Here is a 16,728-nt window from a genome sequence, read left to right as displayed (position 1 = left end):
ATATGAATGAGAAGGTGAGCGTATGAATGGAATTCATACAGATGCATTATCTATAATAAAAAAATGGTTTGAAAAAGCAGAAGACTGGCAAAAAGATTTATTCTGTCAGATTTGGCAAGGAAATGAAGATATTGAGAAGCTGACTGTCAGGGCTTTTGCTTTAGCAAAAGTTGAATATCTCGGAGAAAATAGCAAGTTTGCTCCTTCGACTACATTCCCCTCGGCAGTGGAGTTTTCAAATACCAGTAATTGTCCTGTTATATTAAAGAGTATTTCCGAAGTCCAAGGTGTTGGTGCTTTATCACCAACGAGACCTTTGGAGTTCGGTGACAATCTTACGATTGTGTACGGAGAAAATGGCTGTGGAAAATCGTCGTATGTGAGGATATTAAAAAGTGCTGTATCTCCTAAGAATTCGAATGCCATAATAGGTGATATTTATAAAACTGATTGCCCAAGTCCTCAAGCATTGCTTACATATAGTGATGATGGGAATGAACAACAAATTCATTGGAAACCAAGTATGAAAAGTACTTGCCCCTTGAATATTTATGACTCTTCTATTGCCAAGCGGTTTGCAGAAGAAAAAAATGAGGTGATATATGAACCACATATATTATCCATACTTTCTATAATGACAACGGTATATGAAGGGGTAAAAGCTAAATTTGACGAAATAAGCAGCGAGAATTTAGCTCAACAGACAGCTCTGGGTAAGGATGTAAGTAGCCACAAATCTATAACCGACTTTTTAGCCTTAAAAACGATTAAAGCATATGATAAATTTATATCAGATAATATCTGGGATGAAAACCAACAAAAGCAGCTTAGTTCATTACAGGAAGGATTACAAGATCAAGATCCTTCCAAACAATTAAAGGCGTTACAAGCTCAAAAAGGTGTTGTGGATAAACAATACCAAATACTGATTGACCTTATTACTAAAACTGGCAATAGCTTTAGTGAAGAATACTTATTGCAACGTAAAGCACAGATTGAAACAAAGCGAGAAGCCGATAATTTGATAGAAGGACTTAATAAAGTATCTGTATTAAATAAAACAGGTTCCGATAAATGGAAGAAAATGTGGGATGCTGCTGTTAAATTTTCTCAGGAATCAACATCAGATGTCTCAAATACAATCATAGCAGATGGAAAATGTATTCTTTGTCAGCAAGACATATCCGACGCGGCAAATAGAAGAATTGCTGAATTTTATAAATACATGACCTCAAATGCAATAAAGGCGTCTGAAAAGGCACATTCTACATTTGAAACTACTGTAGAAAAACTGAAAAATATTTATTCCGGTATCAATATTGAACAAGTTGAATCGATACTAAGATCAAGTAGTATTGAAGATAATACAATTCAATATATCATTGAGCAATATAAGAACATTAAAGCAAGGTGTAAATGGCTTTTGGAGTATACAGATGATATTGAAACAACTATTCCTGTATCATCGGAAATAAAAGTCTTACAAGATGCAAAAGAAAAGCTACTAAATGATTATGCGACAAGAATAAAATCGTTGCAAGATATCATAACAAATCGAGATGAACAGATTATTAAAGTAAATGATCTCCTTGCAAGAAAATGGATAAATGAAAATAAGCTGATAAGAAAAAAAGATATTCAAATAAACGCAGCTATATCAAGCTGTAAAACAAATGCTCTTACTACAACCAAAAAAGATTTAACCCAGATTTTGATTACAAATACATATATTTCAAGATTTGATAATGAGATGAGTGCTATGGATTGTAATCACAAGATTAAAGTTGAACTTGTTTCAAAAGCTGAAAAAGGAAAAGCGTATCATCAAGTTGCATTAAGAGGGGCTGTTCAAAAGAAGAAAACAGGCGAAGTCCTAAGTGAAGGTGAATTTAGAGTAGTCTCTTTAGCAGCCTTTCTTGCTGATTTGTCTTCATGGAACAAAATATTACCCTTTATTTTTGATGATCCTATTACTTCGCTTGATCATAAATATGAAAAGATGGTTGCCCAAAGATTAGTATCGTTATCAAATGAGCGCCAGGTAATCGTTTTTACGCATAGACTTGCATTTGTTCAATTATTAGTTTCTTGTAAAGACGAATACAATAAAGAGCAGGCTAGATTAGGCTCCTTAAATAAAGTCACTTCACATGAAGTTGAATTAAGAAATGAACCATTAGGTGAGCCTGTTTCTCCTCCGACTTATAACGGAACTATTAAGATGAGTTCTGCACTGAAAAACATGAAACAAGAAGAACTTACAAAAATTAAAAAACTATATGCCAATCAAGAGTATAGTATTGCTGATAATTATTTACAGGCAATTTGTGCAAGATTTCGCAACCTTATAGAACAAGGCATCGAGATGGAGTTGCTGTCAAAAGTTGTTACACGATTTGATTATTCCATAAAAACAATGTGTCTACGATATCTCCACGTTATAACAGATGATGATATTAGTCTTTTTGAAGAGATGATGACTCGGTATTCGCATTTTGATCATTCACAATCAGTGGAACGTCCAGTTAGCTTACCAGCGTTGGAGGAAGTCGAAAAGGATATTGATAGAGTCTTAGCTTGGTCAGAAGATTTTAAGAATCGTTGTAATAAGTGCCCAAAATAAAAATGGGGGTGTTTGTTTGGATATTGAAAGAACAAAGCAAATTAAGTTCCTACTTCTAAGATGTAAATCGCTAAAAGAAAACATGATTAGGACACTCAATGATAGCTCAACAATTGCAACGGGAAGATATGCATCTTTTAAAAAATATGCTGAGGAATATGGTTATTTAGCCCGTGAAGTCTATGAAGCATTAGAATTAAGTAATGAAAGAATTCCGTGTTATGATACAACAAAAATGAAAGGCTGGGCTGATACATTCTGGCCTCAGCAAAAAGAAATTATTGATAGTTTGGTTGTATACACAGATACATTGATTGCTTTTTTGGAAAGGGAAATTGATTTTATAAATGATGAGTATTCAAATTTGGAAAATTTTATAAAGAATAAATTACGCAGCATTATTTTTACGCCACCTGAGAACGAGAAAGAAGTACAGAATGCTATTGAAACTTTATTTGTAGGAAAGGGATGGAATAAAGGTATTGATTACGATAGAGAGACCGGAAAGTTTCTTTTTTCAGGTAAAGAGTATATTCCTGATTTTATTGTACCCAAATTAAACTTATGTATCGAAGTGAAATTGTTGAAAGATGGAAGAAAGTCGCGAATAATTGAAGAAATCAATGCGGATATAACTGCTTACAACAAAATATATAAACGTCAGTTGTTTGTTATATATGATCTTGGTGTTGTACGAGATGAAATAGAATTTAAACGTGATATAGAAAATGCTAAAGATGATATAAAAGTGATAATTGTAAAACAGTGATGAAATATGTATTTATGTAATTATCGGTTTACATATTACTTTTAAATCTGACTTTTGTCCTGAAACTGTAAAATCTTGCCCTGAATGGCAGTTTTAGACAATTGTAATATTAAATCAACTGTGATATTATATAGTTATAATCGTTTGTTGATTGTAAAAATGTGAGTATCAATTAAGAACAATTGCTAAAAAATGAAATCTGGTTGAATATATGATATTAAAAAATTTTAACTCTTGGGTAGCGACTGTTGTTGCTTTTACTTCATTTAATTATGGCTATCATGATGTTAATCACAAGACTAAATTATTAGGATAGTAGGTATATTGAAGCTTTTAAACATTGTAAGAAAGTAAAATAATTACTGAAATGGTACTTGCGGTTGTTGACATGATTTACAATTCGCATATGGGAGATGTTTATGCCGATGATATTACTGATGAGTTTTACAAGCTCTGCATACTGTTAGAAAAATCATTATATGGCATCCATAATATTTCTTTAATGTTTGAAAATTTCTGAATAAATTTCAATTGATTGACATTCGTTACAATTGGAGTAATAAATAGTATTATTACTATAGATATGTTAACTGCAAATAATATAGCTGAATATTATAAGCAAAGGAGAATAATATGAAGAAATATCGGTTTTTTAAGTGCATTGTAAGTACTATATCTTGTCTTACGTTTATTTGCTCTTTTCCATCAAGTCAGATGATTTCGTTTGCAGATGACACCCCTGCTGATGTTGAATACTATTCCACTTTTGATGCGAATAGCGATACATATCAAGAATGGAAAACTCAAATTGCGTCAAATCAAGAGACTGCGCCCAAAACCAAGTTAAGAAGCACTATTACAACTAATGGAATAAAAAACGAATTTTTAGAATTATATTATAAAAACGGAATTTATTCCTTGGGCACAGTTGAAGGCGATCCAACTCTATCAACTGACAACAATAAAAGATTACTTTATGGATTCCCTGAAGGTGGAACATCATTTACAACAATTCGGATAGATGGTGAAAATTATAAGTTCACTCCAGCTAATGTATCTTATACTGAAAATATTATAAGTGCCTCTGCTGTATATGATGATGTAAGCGTAACACTAAATTTTAGTTTGATTACTAATCAGTATACAGGCAGAGAGGATGTTGCTGAATTCTCATATAATGTAAAAAATATTGGAACAGCATCTCATAATGTTGGCGTACGAATAATGTTTGATACTATGTTAGGTGGGAATGATAGTTCTCCGTTTAGAATTCCTAATGTTGGAGATACATCTTTAGAAACGGATTTATCAGGAGATGACGTTCCAGAGTTTTGGCAGTCCTTTGACTCCTTAACAAAACCAAATGTAATTGCTCAAGGTACGATAAAAAGTAGCAGTTCAATGATACCAGATCGAGTGAGATTTACAAATTGGAGGAGCGCATATAATAATTATTGGGATTATTCCAGGGCAGCAGGTGCAGCAAATGGTGACAGTGCTGTATGTATTTATTGGAATCCAAAAAAACTTTCAAGTGGAGATAATTATAATTGTAAAACTTTCTATGGCTTAAGTTCTCTTCAACAAGACGGAACACCGCCTTTAGCAGTTGCACTGACAGGAGCAACTAAGTTAGAGGTTGAGCATAATGAAATTGAATCGGATACCTATAATCCTAATCCCTTTACTGTAACCGCTTATATTCAAAATATCGGTGATGGTGATGCGCATGATGTTACTGCTCGTTTAAATCTTCCGAGTAATATGTCTATTGTTGAAGGTAAAGAAACTGTTGATTTGGGTGATTTGGCAGTGAATAGCAATCAAAGGCAGGTGTCATGGAAGGTATGGGTGGAACCAAATTCTATCTCTTCTATAAAATCGTACAGCGTTACTGTAGCGGCTGCCAATGCTGACACTAAGACTCTTCAAAGAAATATAGAAGTACCAGCGTTACAAACAAATGGTCCTTTAAAACTCTATTTTAATAGAAACAGAATTAACAATAATTCTAATAATTTGGAACTTGATTTCAAACTGGTAAATAGCAGTAACGCCACAATAGATTTGAATAATTATATAGCGCGGTACTATTTTATTGATGAAACGCCTGATTCAAATAAAATAATTGATATATATTACTGTGGAAACCAATATAATAATTCTGTAAATGTTAATGTTTCATATCACAGCATTCCAGCACCTTATAAAAATAATGCAAACGCTTATTTGGAATTTGATTTTTCTAAATCAAATATTACATTAGACATGGCTGAAGACTTACGCGTATACAGTGCAATGCATTCAAGTAATTGGAGTTCTATAAATATTCTGAACGATTTCTCAGCAATTGATAGTAATTATAATGATGAAAACGGCTTAATATTATGGACTAAAATGCCTATATATGAAATCAGTAGCGGTAAAAAAGTATGGGGCACAGAACCTAAAGATGCTTCTGAAGTATCTGTTCCAACTATGAGTATCTCTTGTTTGGCAAACACGATTAATAATGATAGTATTGTAGATATGATAATAACTCTCAAAAATACCTCAACTACTCCTATTTATTTATCTAATTCTGAGCTTACATATTATTACATGAATGATAATGATTATGTACAAAATGTTTATATTTACTATGCTGGTGGCAAAATAAATGATGATTGGATTTCAATAACTGATAAGATTAGTGGTGAAGCTACACTTCTTGAAACAAAGAAAGATAGAGCAAACTCAAAAATCAAGTTATTGTTTTCTTCGATAAGTGGAGCTTTATGTTACAATGAAAGTATAGACATTCATCTACAATTATCAAACCAAAACTGGGCACAAGGAAATTTCAATTTGGAGAATGATTATTCGTACTCTGGAATAACAGATACGAATTATATAGCTAATAACATTCTATTTACAGCAAATTATTTAAACAACAATGGAGAATATGCAGGGTATGAATATGGTGAACCTATAGGTGATTATCATCCTACTTTCTCTGCTTTTAAAATTGGTGAAGGAAAGGCGGGCGTTAACACACTTGATGATTACAACAACTTTATAAATCACTTCTCAACTGATTTTGGAGGTGTTCCATACAATGAATACGCAACTGCTGAAAACATAACAAATAATAATCCTAATAGTTCACTTGATGATTTTAATTTCAATAATGAGAATCTTAAAGCTCTTCTTGCTTCTGATATAGCATATATTAGCGGCCATGGTTCACGTGGCGGCGTAATTCCAATTTATCCAAATGGAATTAGATCCGTTTACAGTTCTGGAGATAAAGAGATTGATAATGATATATATGAAATGCTATATAGTCAGATAATTACAACCGATAAAAATGTTGGAATAGATTTTCAGAACTTTGGATTGTTTGATTCTGCAAGAAAACTCAATATAAACAATGGTGAGTTTATATCTAATTTCTATAATGGCAGAAATGGCATTAATGATAATAATATTTTTAGCATTAATATGAAAGATCATGTTAATGACGGAATTACCGAAAACTTACAATGGATCATTACAGGTGCATGTAGCCAAGTCAATAAGCAAAAGGAAGGTGATCCAATTGTAGATACAAGTGAAAGAAAAGCTTTATCTGCATCCAGTACTGATAGATGGGTAGATGTTCTTGTAAATAATAAAAATCTAAAAGGCGTATTAGGATATCACGGACAGGCACCAAGTGCAGATGCGGCAAAGCCTGATTATCAAGTAATTGATGATTTTTTATATTATTGTTCGCCAGAGCATTCAGATTCCGAACGTAGTACTATTCACGATGCATGGATAAAAGCAAATGCTTTTTATTCAAAAATTCTTCCGGATACTTTACCATGTGGCTTGATTGTTAAAGAACATTACGATGAGGATTTTCTGTATGATTCTTTGATTAGCACAGATGAAGTAAGTTGTGATTATATCTATAGATACACTGCAAGGTATGTAGTAGTTGCGAGCATATCTGATAAAGACATAGGTTATGTTTCTTATGATGATGAAATGATCATTCCAAATGCGGTAAATGCTATTCGAAGATATTATGGTTCAGCAATTGATGATAATAGTATATCTGATGAAATAATGGCAATTGATAGAGAATGCTTTTCAAACACTGGTGAGTTCATAGCATCTAATATTGACGAATACATATTTAATGTCTCAGTAGATAATAATTCAACAAGTAAAAAAATGGTAAAAAAAAGCAATACTTCAATCAGCAAACTTGTACGATATTGCCCTGAAACAGACACTGTAGAGGAATTAATATGAAAGTTAAAATAATAAAAAAAGTGCTTATATCATTGTTGTCTACGGTTTTATTTGTTGTAATTTTGTACTCTGCAAATCATCGACATTGCTATCACTTTGTAGAAAAACTTAATTATAATTGCAAAGGTATAAGTGATTTAAACAATTATATTGACTACAATATGTTAAGCAGTGACCTAAAAAAACTTATATCGAAAGACAAATTCAGCTTTTCGAATGCCGAAGAAAAATATAAGTTTTGCAGTTTGGTTAGCAGTTTAGACTATGAGTATGAAGGAAATCCAAATAGTGTATATTCAACAAATCAAATTGGTAGAAATGATTTGGCGCAAAGAATAACTATAGAAAATAAAGAATATATAATTTCTGTAACAATTGTTTTTAAACCGGGTTGGTTCTTCACTCCGAAGATTGTTGATTTAGATGCGAGCGTTTTTGACATAGACAATCCAGATTGGAAGGGCTAATTTAAATAAAAAAGAAACTGATTTTTTGATTTCTGTAACATCTATTTTCAAACTTGGTTAAGGCTTAATCCCCAATATTGGTAATTGAAATACTGGTATTATTGATGTTTCTGTTACTGGCTAATAATTAATAAACTAAAGTCTATTAGCATTAGCGTTTTCTGTCCTGTATAAGTCTAAATCATTTGTATGGTGCGTATCATAATACTAATATGCAATGGTGTATTTCCTTGAACTCATGATGTCCAAAGAGGGAGAGGAGCGTGGCCGAGCAGGGGGCGTTTATATTCAGCTCACGCACGGCTTGTCGGAGTGTTCGGACGAGGACGAATAATTAGCACAAAGGCTTTGCAGAAATGCAGAGCCTTTTACTTTTGTTCTACAAACAATGAAGAGATGGTTTAAAAGTAAGCGTAAAATAAACGACGTATTCCTCTAAAAAAGAATCTGGTGTATAATAAAGTCTAAGCAGCTCCATAGACTAAATTAGATAAGCTAAAATAGTCTATGGAGTAAACTGGCCTAAATTAGACATAGGGGGAATACGGAGATGAAAACAACGACAGCTATTACCACTGTCAAGCGAGATGTACAGCTGCAGGAATGGACGGAGCAGATCAAAGCACAGAAGGAAAGCGGTATGACCGTAACAGCCTTCTGTGCTCAGAATGGAATCAATATTAAGACATATTACTACCGCCTTCGTAAGGAAGGCTTGAGAGAAGCGGTATTGAATGCCATTGCTCATAAGAATTACGCAACCCTTACGCCTATACAGATCAGGGTATACGATGATAAGATAATGATTGCCAATGATTGCGTATTCACAGAGGACTGGACAGTCGAGAATCTTATGAAGCCCCACAAATCCAGACCTTATAATCCATTGATAGCAAGTACATTCTATCGTGCAGGATATATCGAATCATGGGGACGTGGAATTGAAAAGATAAAGGAATCATGTGAAGCATCAAAAAATCCACAGCCGGAGTATCTTATTCATCATGAGGACTTTATGATCACATTCTTTGCAGGGAAGACTACCCAAACTCCTACCCAAACTGAGTTATCCGAATTGGTTTTAGCAGTAATAAGGGAGCATCCCGAGTATTCTCAAAAGCAGATTGCAGAACAGCTTGATTGGAAGCGGGATAGGGGAAAGTATTATGTTAAGCGATTGAAGGATGAAAAGATAATAAGGAGAGTTGGGACTACGCATAAAGGTTATTGGGAAATAATATGATGATTTAAAGGAGACTTCGGTCTCCTTTGACTTATTTCAAAGCCAATAAAATCTTTATATGCATGAGGTATGTACACTATAGATTCATAAAATATATAACATAATTGACAGACAGGTGCCACAAAGAATAATAAAAGATATGAAGTGATTTGCGATTGCTACGCGAATTTTACTTTGAGTAAAACATAACAAGCTTTAGCATGGTGAAAACAGTACATATAGCAACGATGATAAAAGTTCTTTTTTGGTACAAATAACTATTGCTTTTTTGCCGAAAGTATTGAAATTTGGCTTGAAAAGGTGTATAATATTATTAGATTTTGAGCGTCTAAGTGACTGTGGTCGACTTAGTGGTGCCATGGGGGCTGTGGAGTATGCGGATAAGTTCTGATTAACTCACAGTGCGATTAAGACCAGCATAAGTGCTTTATTGCACAGGGACATCTGTATTCTTTCAACACTGTAAGTAATATTGGAGGTGGACTCAAAAAACTATATTGTGAACGGAAAATGTGAACCGCATATGTACTTTTTTGAGTTGGCACCAATATCTGGCTTCCTTGTTTTAAAAAGACAATATTTTGATTTTGTACAGTGTTTGTGACGGATTAATTGACAATCAGGTACAGTTTAATTGATTTATAATGCACTTTTTAGTATGGGCGGAAAAGCTGTATTTGAGAAATATGATTAGTCACTTGTGTGCTTGTTTTGCATCCTTTTTAGCTGAATACTTTAAGTAGATGGCTGCTTTGCTTTACACTGAGTTTTAAATTAGAGCGTAAATGTTTTTTTATCGTTTCATAATATTTTGGAGGGCGTATTGAAATGCAAAATGTCATTGGTATTGACTTGTTTTCAGGTGCTGGAGGTATGTCACTTGGTGCTGAAATGGCAGGGATTAATGTTAAATATGCTATAGAAAAGGACGCTTATGCAGCTCAAACTTATAGCTATAATCATCCAAGTACCATTATGAAAAATATAGATATTCGTGACATTGATACTATACCACAAGAATTGATTAATGGTAAAAGTGTATTATTTGGTGGTGCACCGTGTCAGGGCTTTTCAACTTCTAATAGGCGTACAAATAATAGGAATAATTCAGAAAACTGGTTATATAAAGAATTTATACGTGTTTTAAATTTAGTTAAACCTGATTGGACTGTTTTTGAGAATGTTACCGGAATTGTTGAAATGGAATCAGGGGTATTTTGGCAGGGGATTGTTAGTGATTTTATTAATGCAGGATATACATGTACATATAGTATTTTGAATGCTGCTGATTTTGGTGTGCCTCAAAGGAGAAATAGATTGTTTTTGATCGGATCAAAAAACGGGAGAAAGATTAATCTTGAGCCGAAAGCGAACGCTAAGATTGTAAAAGTTAGAGATGCATTGTTTGATTTGCCAGAACTTAGAAACGGTGCCAATATTGATGTCTTAGCATATAATTGTGAGCCAGATAATGAATATGCGTGTTTAATGCGAAATGGATATAAGAAGTGTTCGGGGCATTTAGTTTCAAAAAATTCGAAGTATGTTCTTGAAAGATATAAATACATCTCCCAAGGTCAAAACTGGAAGTCTATACCAATTAATTTAATGCAGAATTATTCAAATCCAAATAGATGCCATACAGGAATTTATTACAGATTAAGGGAAGATGATGCATCAGTGGTAATAGGGAATTATAGAAAAAATATGATTATTCATCCTTGGAGTGATCGGGGCTTGTCTGTAAGAGAGGCAGCTAGGCTACAGTCCTTTCCAGATAGTTATGAATTTAAAGGACCATTAGGATATCAGCAACAGCAGGTCGGTAATGCTGTTCCACCTTTATTGGCAAAGTATGTTTTTGAAAAAATAATTGAACAAATGTGAGGTCTTAGAATGTCAATATATAATAAAAACGATGGTTTAAAATATGTTATGGAGCAACGCTGGGAGGATAAGCAAAATGATCAATTCCCTAATTCTAATGAAGAATATATAGAAAAATTCCGTCAGATAGAAGATTACCTTAATCAGAAATATCATCCTGATGTGAATTTAGGAGCTGCCATATCTGGCGATGGCTTGTTGACAGATCATGGAGTTGCTCATATTAAAATGGTTATGGAAAAAGCAAATTCTATTTTAGGAGCAAAAGTGGATGAACTAAAAGGATATGAAATCTTTTTGCTTTTAGTAGCTATTCATTTTCATGATTTGGGAAATATAACTGGAAGACAAGATCACGAAAAGAAAATACTTGATGTAATGAATGATATGAAGGATGTCCTTCCATTGGATATTCCAGAACAAGAAATTGTTTCTTCAATTGCTACTGCACATGGTGGATTTGTTGATAAAACTAGTTGTGATAAAGATACATTGAAACCAATTCAGCGTGAAACATTTTGTAATGGTATATCTGTGAGGTCTTTATTGCTTGCATCTATTCTTAGATTTGCTGATGAATTATCTGATGATTTTAGCAGATCTAGAAGCAAGGTTGAGATTCCAGATGAGAATAAAATATATCATGAATATTCCAAATCACTGGAACCATTAGGATTTAATGGAAATACGATTGTCTTTATATATAGAATTCCCTATAGCATGGTTAAGGTAAAATTGAAAAAAGGAGATAAAGAGATTTATTTATACGATGAAATAATGAATCGCTTGTCAAAATGCTTGAGAGAATTAGAGTACTGTCGTAAATATGCAGATGGTTTTATTGGCATAACTACTATGAGTGTTACGATAAAAATAAGCGATCCAAATAACCCTATAAAAGTATGTGACAGCGATTCGTTTAGAGTGTCATTATCTGGCTATCCAGATGAAAGAACTTTTAAGTTGGAAAATTACATAGTTGATAATGATTGTTTAGATAATCGGAAAAGACTAAAGTATTCTGATGGCGAAGCACTAAAAAAAGCTATAGAAGAAAGGAGTTAGTATATGAATAATAATCCATTTGCAGTCGTAACACCAGAAGAAATGACTGCTGAACAGGCAGATCGATTATTTGTAGAAATGTACTCCGATTTTCCTCAAATAAGGCGACCTGGAAATTCCATTATTTCAGGGGCTAGAGGGTGCGGAAAAAGTATGTTTATTCGTTGCTCTTTGCCTGATGTATTGATGCAAAAAGAAAATAAGTCTGATGGAAAAAAGATTAAATTTAGTGATTTGGATTATCTTGCATTTAGTGTTTCTTGCGAAAAGACATATCCGAATATAAAGGAATTTGAAGGATTAGATGATAAACATACACCATATCTAATTAATGAGCATTTTTTGGCGCTACATGTGTTAATGTCCGCTCTTTTTCAATTGTCAAAAATACAAATTGAAAATTTTGATAAAAAGAAGTATCAAAACTTTTTCGAAGATGTATACAAACGATATATGCGATTAAGTCGATGCCTTGATGATATTAATCCGGATTATACATCTTCTAATAGTTTCTTTTTGTCGTTATACAGGCATACTGAAAAAATGCAATCCGATTTAATAATATATCCTTCTCAGTTTGCACTAAATATTGAAGGCGAGGATTATACCTATAATATGCCCTTGCTTTCTTTTTTAAGGTTTATTGTTCCTGTGTTTAAGGAAATGACAAATCTACCAGGCTTCCCCAAAAATAAGAATATTATTATTTTCGTTGATGATGCTGATAATTTAAGTAAAATTCAAACAGAGATAATAAATACATGGATTGCATATAGGACTCAACCTTCGATTAGTTTGAAAATATCGACTCAATTAGGGCTTTATAAAACGCATTTGACCACAGCTGGAGTGTTGATAGAATCACCGCATGATTATAAAGAAATTAATATCTCTAATAGATATACTACAAATGCAGAAGACAAGTATTTTGATAAAGCATCGGAGATACTTGAAAAAAGATTGAAATTATCTGGAATTGATATTAAGCCAGAGGAATTCTTTCCCAACTACGATAAACAAGTCGAGGGAATACAAAAAGAAATTGAACTTATAAAAAAAGAGTATCCAATAAAAGGAAGAGGTAATCGTCTTGATGATGATGTGAGAAGATATGCAGTCCCTAATTATATTTCTAAGTTAGGTGGCAGAAGAAAGTCGCGTTCAACGTATAGGTATGCTGGACTTGAAAATATTGTTCATTTATCATCTGGGATTATTAGATATTTATTAGATGCCGTTTCAGATATGTATGAAACAGCGATTGTTAAAAATAAAGATGATAATATTACAGAGATAAGTTCGGATATCCAAGATAGAGTTCTGAGAAATCAAGCGGACACATTCTTGTATAGCGAATTGCTAAAATTAAATAATAATTATCAATTGACACCAATCAATTCGCCTGCTAATGATGTTGAAAAGCTGCAAAACCTTATCTGTTCGATGGGAAAAACATTTCACGATATTTTAATATCGGATCGATCAGAAAGAAAGGTTTTTTCGATAGCGTTATCTAATGTCCCAGATCAAGAATTGAGTGAAATTTTTAAGCTTGGAGTGAGATTAGGTTTTTTTCATGAAACTCGAATTGGCAATAAAGAAGGTAATGGTCGTACATTGTTATATATTATGAATCGCTGTCTTGCTCCACTGTTTACACTTGATCCAACAGGATTCCAAGGTTATTTATTTGTAACAAATAAGGCTTTGCATGAAGCTATTAAAACAGCTAAACCTTTAAGGACGCTTTCAGAGTGTGATGATGATATGAGACAACTAACTTTTGATGATATTTTGGAGGAGTAAGATGATAAGGACTATTCACACAACCAAAAGTGAATTTGGACGGTATCTCCCAGAAAAATTTGTGTTTATCGGATATGCGAGTTTTGAGGAAAGAAGTTCTGTTATTCCTTTGGCTATTGAAAAGGAACGTATAAAACAAGCCTATGTATTTCGTAGTAAGGGCAATTGCGATAAAGAAGCTGCTAAAAGCATAAATGTATATCTTAATGATTGTGTTGATTTTATAGAGCTTGAAATTAGCGATTCCATTAGTACTGCGAGAGAAATAACAAAGACTGTAAAAAAAATTTTATTAGATAATAACATATTTCTTGTAGTTGATATAACAACATTTACTCATGAAACATTATTGATATTGCTCAAGTTAATAATGTCAAATAAAGAAAAGTTTAATAGCGTGTATTACTTGTATAATGGTGCTGATAAATATTCAGTTAGTGAAGAATTGGATAAAGCGTGGCTTAGCAAAGGATGTAAAGATGTAAGAAATGTTATTGGCTATCCTGGATTAATGCGTCCAGTTGCTAAAAACTGTCTAATATTATTAACTGGTTTTGAATTAGAAAGAGCAACAAGATTAATTGAGCTTATTGAGCCAGATAGACTTTTACTTGGAAACGCAGAAGATCCTATAAGCTCTAATAATGCTGAGTTGATGCAACATTTTAAAAATAAGTTTGAAGTTTGGAAGAACAATTATAATAGTATTAATTGTTCGTCTTTCGATTTTTCTTGTAAAGATGTAGAAAAGACAATTAATATTTTAACTGATATAATAAATTCGAATAAGGAAGAAAATTGTATAATTGTTCCATTGAATACAAAACTTTCAACAATAGCGGCTGGCATCGTTGCAATTCAAAATAAAAATATACAAGTTTGTTATTCAATACCGGAAACATATAATATAAATAATTATTCTTCTCCAAGCTCAAATGTTACGGTGGTGTCATTAGTCTAAATATAAAGAAACGTGACAAAATAAGCTTAGTGGACTGGAAGCTAAAAGACATTTAGACTTCAATCCTTTACCGATGCATATTTGTTATATGGTCGAACTAGAACGAGATATAAAAGCATCAAGTAAATTGCGCTTCATACTTGCCAAATCACTGTTTGAAGTGATAAAGATAGTCAATAAAGTGTTAGTGAAAAATATTTGAAGAGGAGGATTATAATGAGAATCATTGAACCATATGTAACTTTAGAAAGTAAAATTACACAAAAAGAGGCACTGGATCTTATTGAAAGTGCGGGAAGAGTATGTTATAAAAGTGAAGACAAAATTAATGGAGACTCTGCGGAGAAATTTATTAAAGGAATTTTATCTCGTGGACATGAATCGGTTATAGAGCATGTTTCTATAACTGTAAGAGTTGTTTGTGATAGAGGAGTAACACACGAAATTGTTAGGCATAGAATTGCAAGCTATAGCCAGGAAAGCACACGATATTGTAATTATACAAGCGACAAGTTTAGTAAAGAGATTACTGTTATTCGACCGATATTTTGGAATAAAGGGTCATCACAATTTAATGCATGGCAAAAAGGAATGGAGGAATGCGAAAAAGCATATTTTTCATTGATTAATGCTGGCGCATCGCCACAAGAAGCGAGATCTGTATTACCTAACTCTTTAAAAACAGAAATATTTATTACAATGAATTTTAGGGAATGGCGGCATTTTTTTTCGCTGAGATGTAGCAAAGCTGCACATCCTCAAATGCAACAGATTGCAAATATGATTTTTGATTTGTTTAAAGAAAAATATCCCTTGTTTATTCAGGATATTATGGTTGACTGATTTTATACGGGATTATCAATAGGCTTTGTTTGTAGCGATGCCTGCATAATGAAAAAACGAACGCTATAATGAAGCGTGGATGGTCGTTTTTGTACCGGTGATTTGTCCAAAGGAAAAATTTGATAGTTCAATTACTGCTTTCAGTATAGCTTGATTAACAAAGTACGTGTAAACCTTTACTGACTTACAAGGCTTTACTCGTTGATTATATTGAAACAGGTGGCAATATATTATGAAATGCCAAAAGATCAAATTAATTGTTCGGCATAATTTAGTGAATGCTAGATTTGGTAAAAAAAGAGCAGTAAAATGATGAGGATAGAAAAGGCTGAATTGCTTAAGTTGATAGATAGTGAATGTCCTATTAAAGTTCAATTTAAGAAATCGATGAAAAGGAATAAAAAACGAATTGATTTGAAAGCAGCTATTGTCAAATATGATGTTATAAAGAAAAAGGCATATCTTGAATATCCTAATGGGAGAAGAGTATATGCAACCTAAAATTATAGTATTTGCAGGACCGAATAGTTCGGGAAAATCAACAATTACAGGAAGCACGACCATTTGTGGTAAATATAAACGCTTATGATATTCATAAGAGAAATAATTCAACAACGCTGAGGCAGCTTTTGAAGCCAAACGATTATGAGAGTTTGAATTGAATAGAAAAAATGATTTCACCTTTGAAGCTGTTCTTTCGAATGATAGAAACTTGAAATTACTAAAAGAGCAAAAGAATAAGGATAATTCGTACGTGGTTATTATGTTTTAACTTGTTCG

General features: G+C 32.8%; 11 protein-coding genes. All 11 read left to right on the top strand.

The window, feature by feature from the left end:
* Nucleotides 1-22: 22 nt before the first annotated feature.
* The 11 genes from DSZ37_RS15810 to DSZ37_RS15760 all read left to right on the top strand — a co-directional run bounded on the left by DSZ37_RS15810 (nt 23) and on the right by DSZ37_RS15760 (nt 16,449).
* Nucleotides 23-2,623: an AAA family ATPase gene (locus tag DSZ37_RS15810; protein ID WP_109727831.1), complete on the top strand. Its 2,601-nt coding sequence runs from the start codon at nt 23-25 to the stop codon at nt 2,621-2,623.
* A gap of 16 nt (nt 2,624-2,639) precedes the next feature.
* The gene (locus tag DSZ37_RS15805; protein ID WP_109727830.1) at nt 2,640-3,392 is read left to right on the top strand and encodes a hypothetical protein; all 753 of its coding nucleotides are present in this window, start codon (nt 2,640-2,642) and stop codon (nt 3,390-3,392) included.
* A 633-nt stretch (nt 3,393-4,025) separates the two neighbouring features.
* A complete protein-coding gene (locus DSZ37_RS15800) occupies nt 4,026-7,676 on the top strand; it encodes a cellulose binding domain-containing protein (protein WP_109727829.1) in 3,651 nt (1,216 codons plus the stop codon).
* Nucleotides 7,673-8,143, top strand: a complete 471-nt coding sequence (locus DSZ37_RS15795; protein WP_109727828.1) for a hypothetical protein — start codon at nt 7,673-7,675, stop codon at nt 8,141-8,143. The genes DSZ37_RS15800 and DSZ37_RS15795 overlap by 4 nt, the downstream gene beginning before the upstream one ends.
* Before the next feature lie 550 nt (nt 8,144-8,693).
* Nucleotides 8,694-9,386, top strand: coding sequence for an IS66 family insertion sequence element accessory protein TnpA (gene tnpA, locus DSZ37_RS15790; protein WP_109727827.1), 693 nt, complete (start codon nt 8,694-8,696; stop codon nt 9,384-9,386).
* Between the two features lie 828 nt (nt 9,387-10,214).
* Nucleotides 10,215-11,273: a DNA cytosine methyltransferase gene (locus DSZ37_RS15785; RefSeq protein WP_109727826.1), complete on the top strand. Its 1,059-nt coding sequence runs from the start codon at nt 10,215-10,217 to the stop codon at nt 11,271-11,273.
* Between the two features lie 9 nt (nt 11,274-11,282).
* On the top strand, nt 11,283-12,338 hold the full coding sequence (locus DSZ37_RS15780) for an HD domain-containing protein (RefSeq protein WP_109727825.1): 1,056 nt from the start codon (nt 11,283-11,285) through the stop codon (nt 12,336-12,338).
* A 3-nt stretch (nt 12,339-12,341) separates the two neighbouring features.
* Complete coding sequence (locus DSZ37_RS15775; RefSeq protein ID WP_109727824.1) at nt 12,342-14,144, top strand: hypothetical protein; 1,803 nt, start codon at nt 12,342-12,344, stop codon at nt 14,142-14,144.
* A 1-nt stretch (nt 14,145) separates the two neighbouring features.
* Nucleotides 14,146-15,105, top strand: a complete 960-nt coding sequence (locus tag DSZ37_RS15770) for a hypothetical protein (RefSeq protein WP_109727823.1) — start codon at nt 14,146-14,148, stop codon at nt 15,103-15,105.
* A 216-nt stretch (nt 15,106-15,321) separates the two neighbouring features.
* On the top strand, nt 15,322-15,948 hold the full coding sequence (gene thyX / locus DSZ37_RS15765; protein WP_109727822.1) for an FAD-dependent thymidylate synthase: 627 nt from the start codon (nt 15,322-15,324) through the stop codon (nt 15,946-15,948).
* Between the two features lie 309 nt (nt 15,949-16,257).
* Nucleotides 16,258-16,449, top strand: coding sequence for a hypothetical protein (locus DSZ37_RS15760; protein ID WP_109727821.1), 192 nt, complete (start codon nt 16,258-16,260; stop codon nt 16,447-16,449).
* The last annotated feature ends 279 nt before the right edge of the window (nt 16,450-16,728 follow it).

This window comes from Ruminococcus flavefaciens (genome assembly GCF_900116855.1).
In the GTDB taxonomy this organism is placed as follows: domain Bacteria; phylum Bacillota; class Clostridia; order Oscillospirales; family Ruminococcaceae; genus Ruminococcus; species Ruminococcus flavefaciens_R.
This window is presented reverse-complemented; position numbering and strand designations above follow the sequence as displayed.

Coding starts and splice junctions, on each gene's coding strand:
- DSZ37_RS15810 (WP_109727831.1), top strand. CDS start 23: ATGAATGGAATTCATACAGATGCATTATCTATAATAAAAAAATGGTTT.
- DSZ37_RS15800 (WP_109727829.1), top strand. CDS start 4,026: ATGAAGAAATATCGGTTTTTTAAGTGCATTGTAAGTACTATATCTTGT.
- DSZ37_RS15795 (WP_109727828.1), top strand. CDS start 7,673: ATGAAAGTTAAAATAATAAAAAAAGTGCTTATATCATTGTTGTCTACG.
- tnpA (WP_109727827.1), top strand. CDS start 8,694: ATGAAAACAACGACAGCTATTACCACTGTCAAGCGAGATGTACAGCTG.
- DSZ37_RS15785 (WP_109727826.1), top strand. CDS start 10,215: ATGCAAAATGTCATTGGTATTGACTTGTTTTCAGGTGCTGGAGGTATG.
- DSZ37_RS15780 (WP_109727825.1), top strand. CDS start 11,283: ATGTCAATATATAATAAAAACGATGGTTTAAAATATGTTATGGAGCAA.
- DSZ37_RS15775 (WP_109727824.1), top strand. CDS start 12,342: ATGAATAATAATCCATTTGCAGTCGTAACACCAGAAGAAATGACTGCT.
- DSZ37_RS15770 (WP_109727823.1), top strand. CDS start 14,146: ATGATAAGGACTATTCACACAACCAAAAGTGAATTTGGACGGTATCTC.
- thyX (WP_109727822.1), top strand. CDS start 15,322: ATGAGAATCATTGAACCATATGTAACTTTAGAAAGTAAAATTACACAA.
- DSZ37_RS15760 (WP_109727821.1), top strand. CDS start 16,258: ATGATGAGGATAGAAAAGGCTGAATTGCTTAAGTTGATAGATAGTGAA.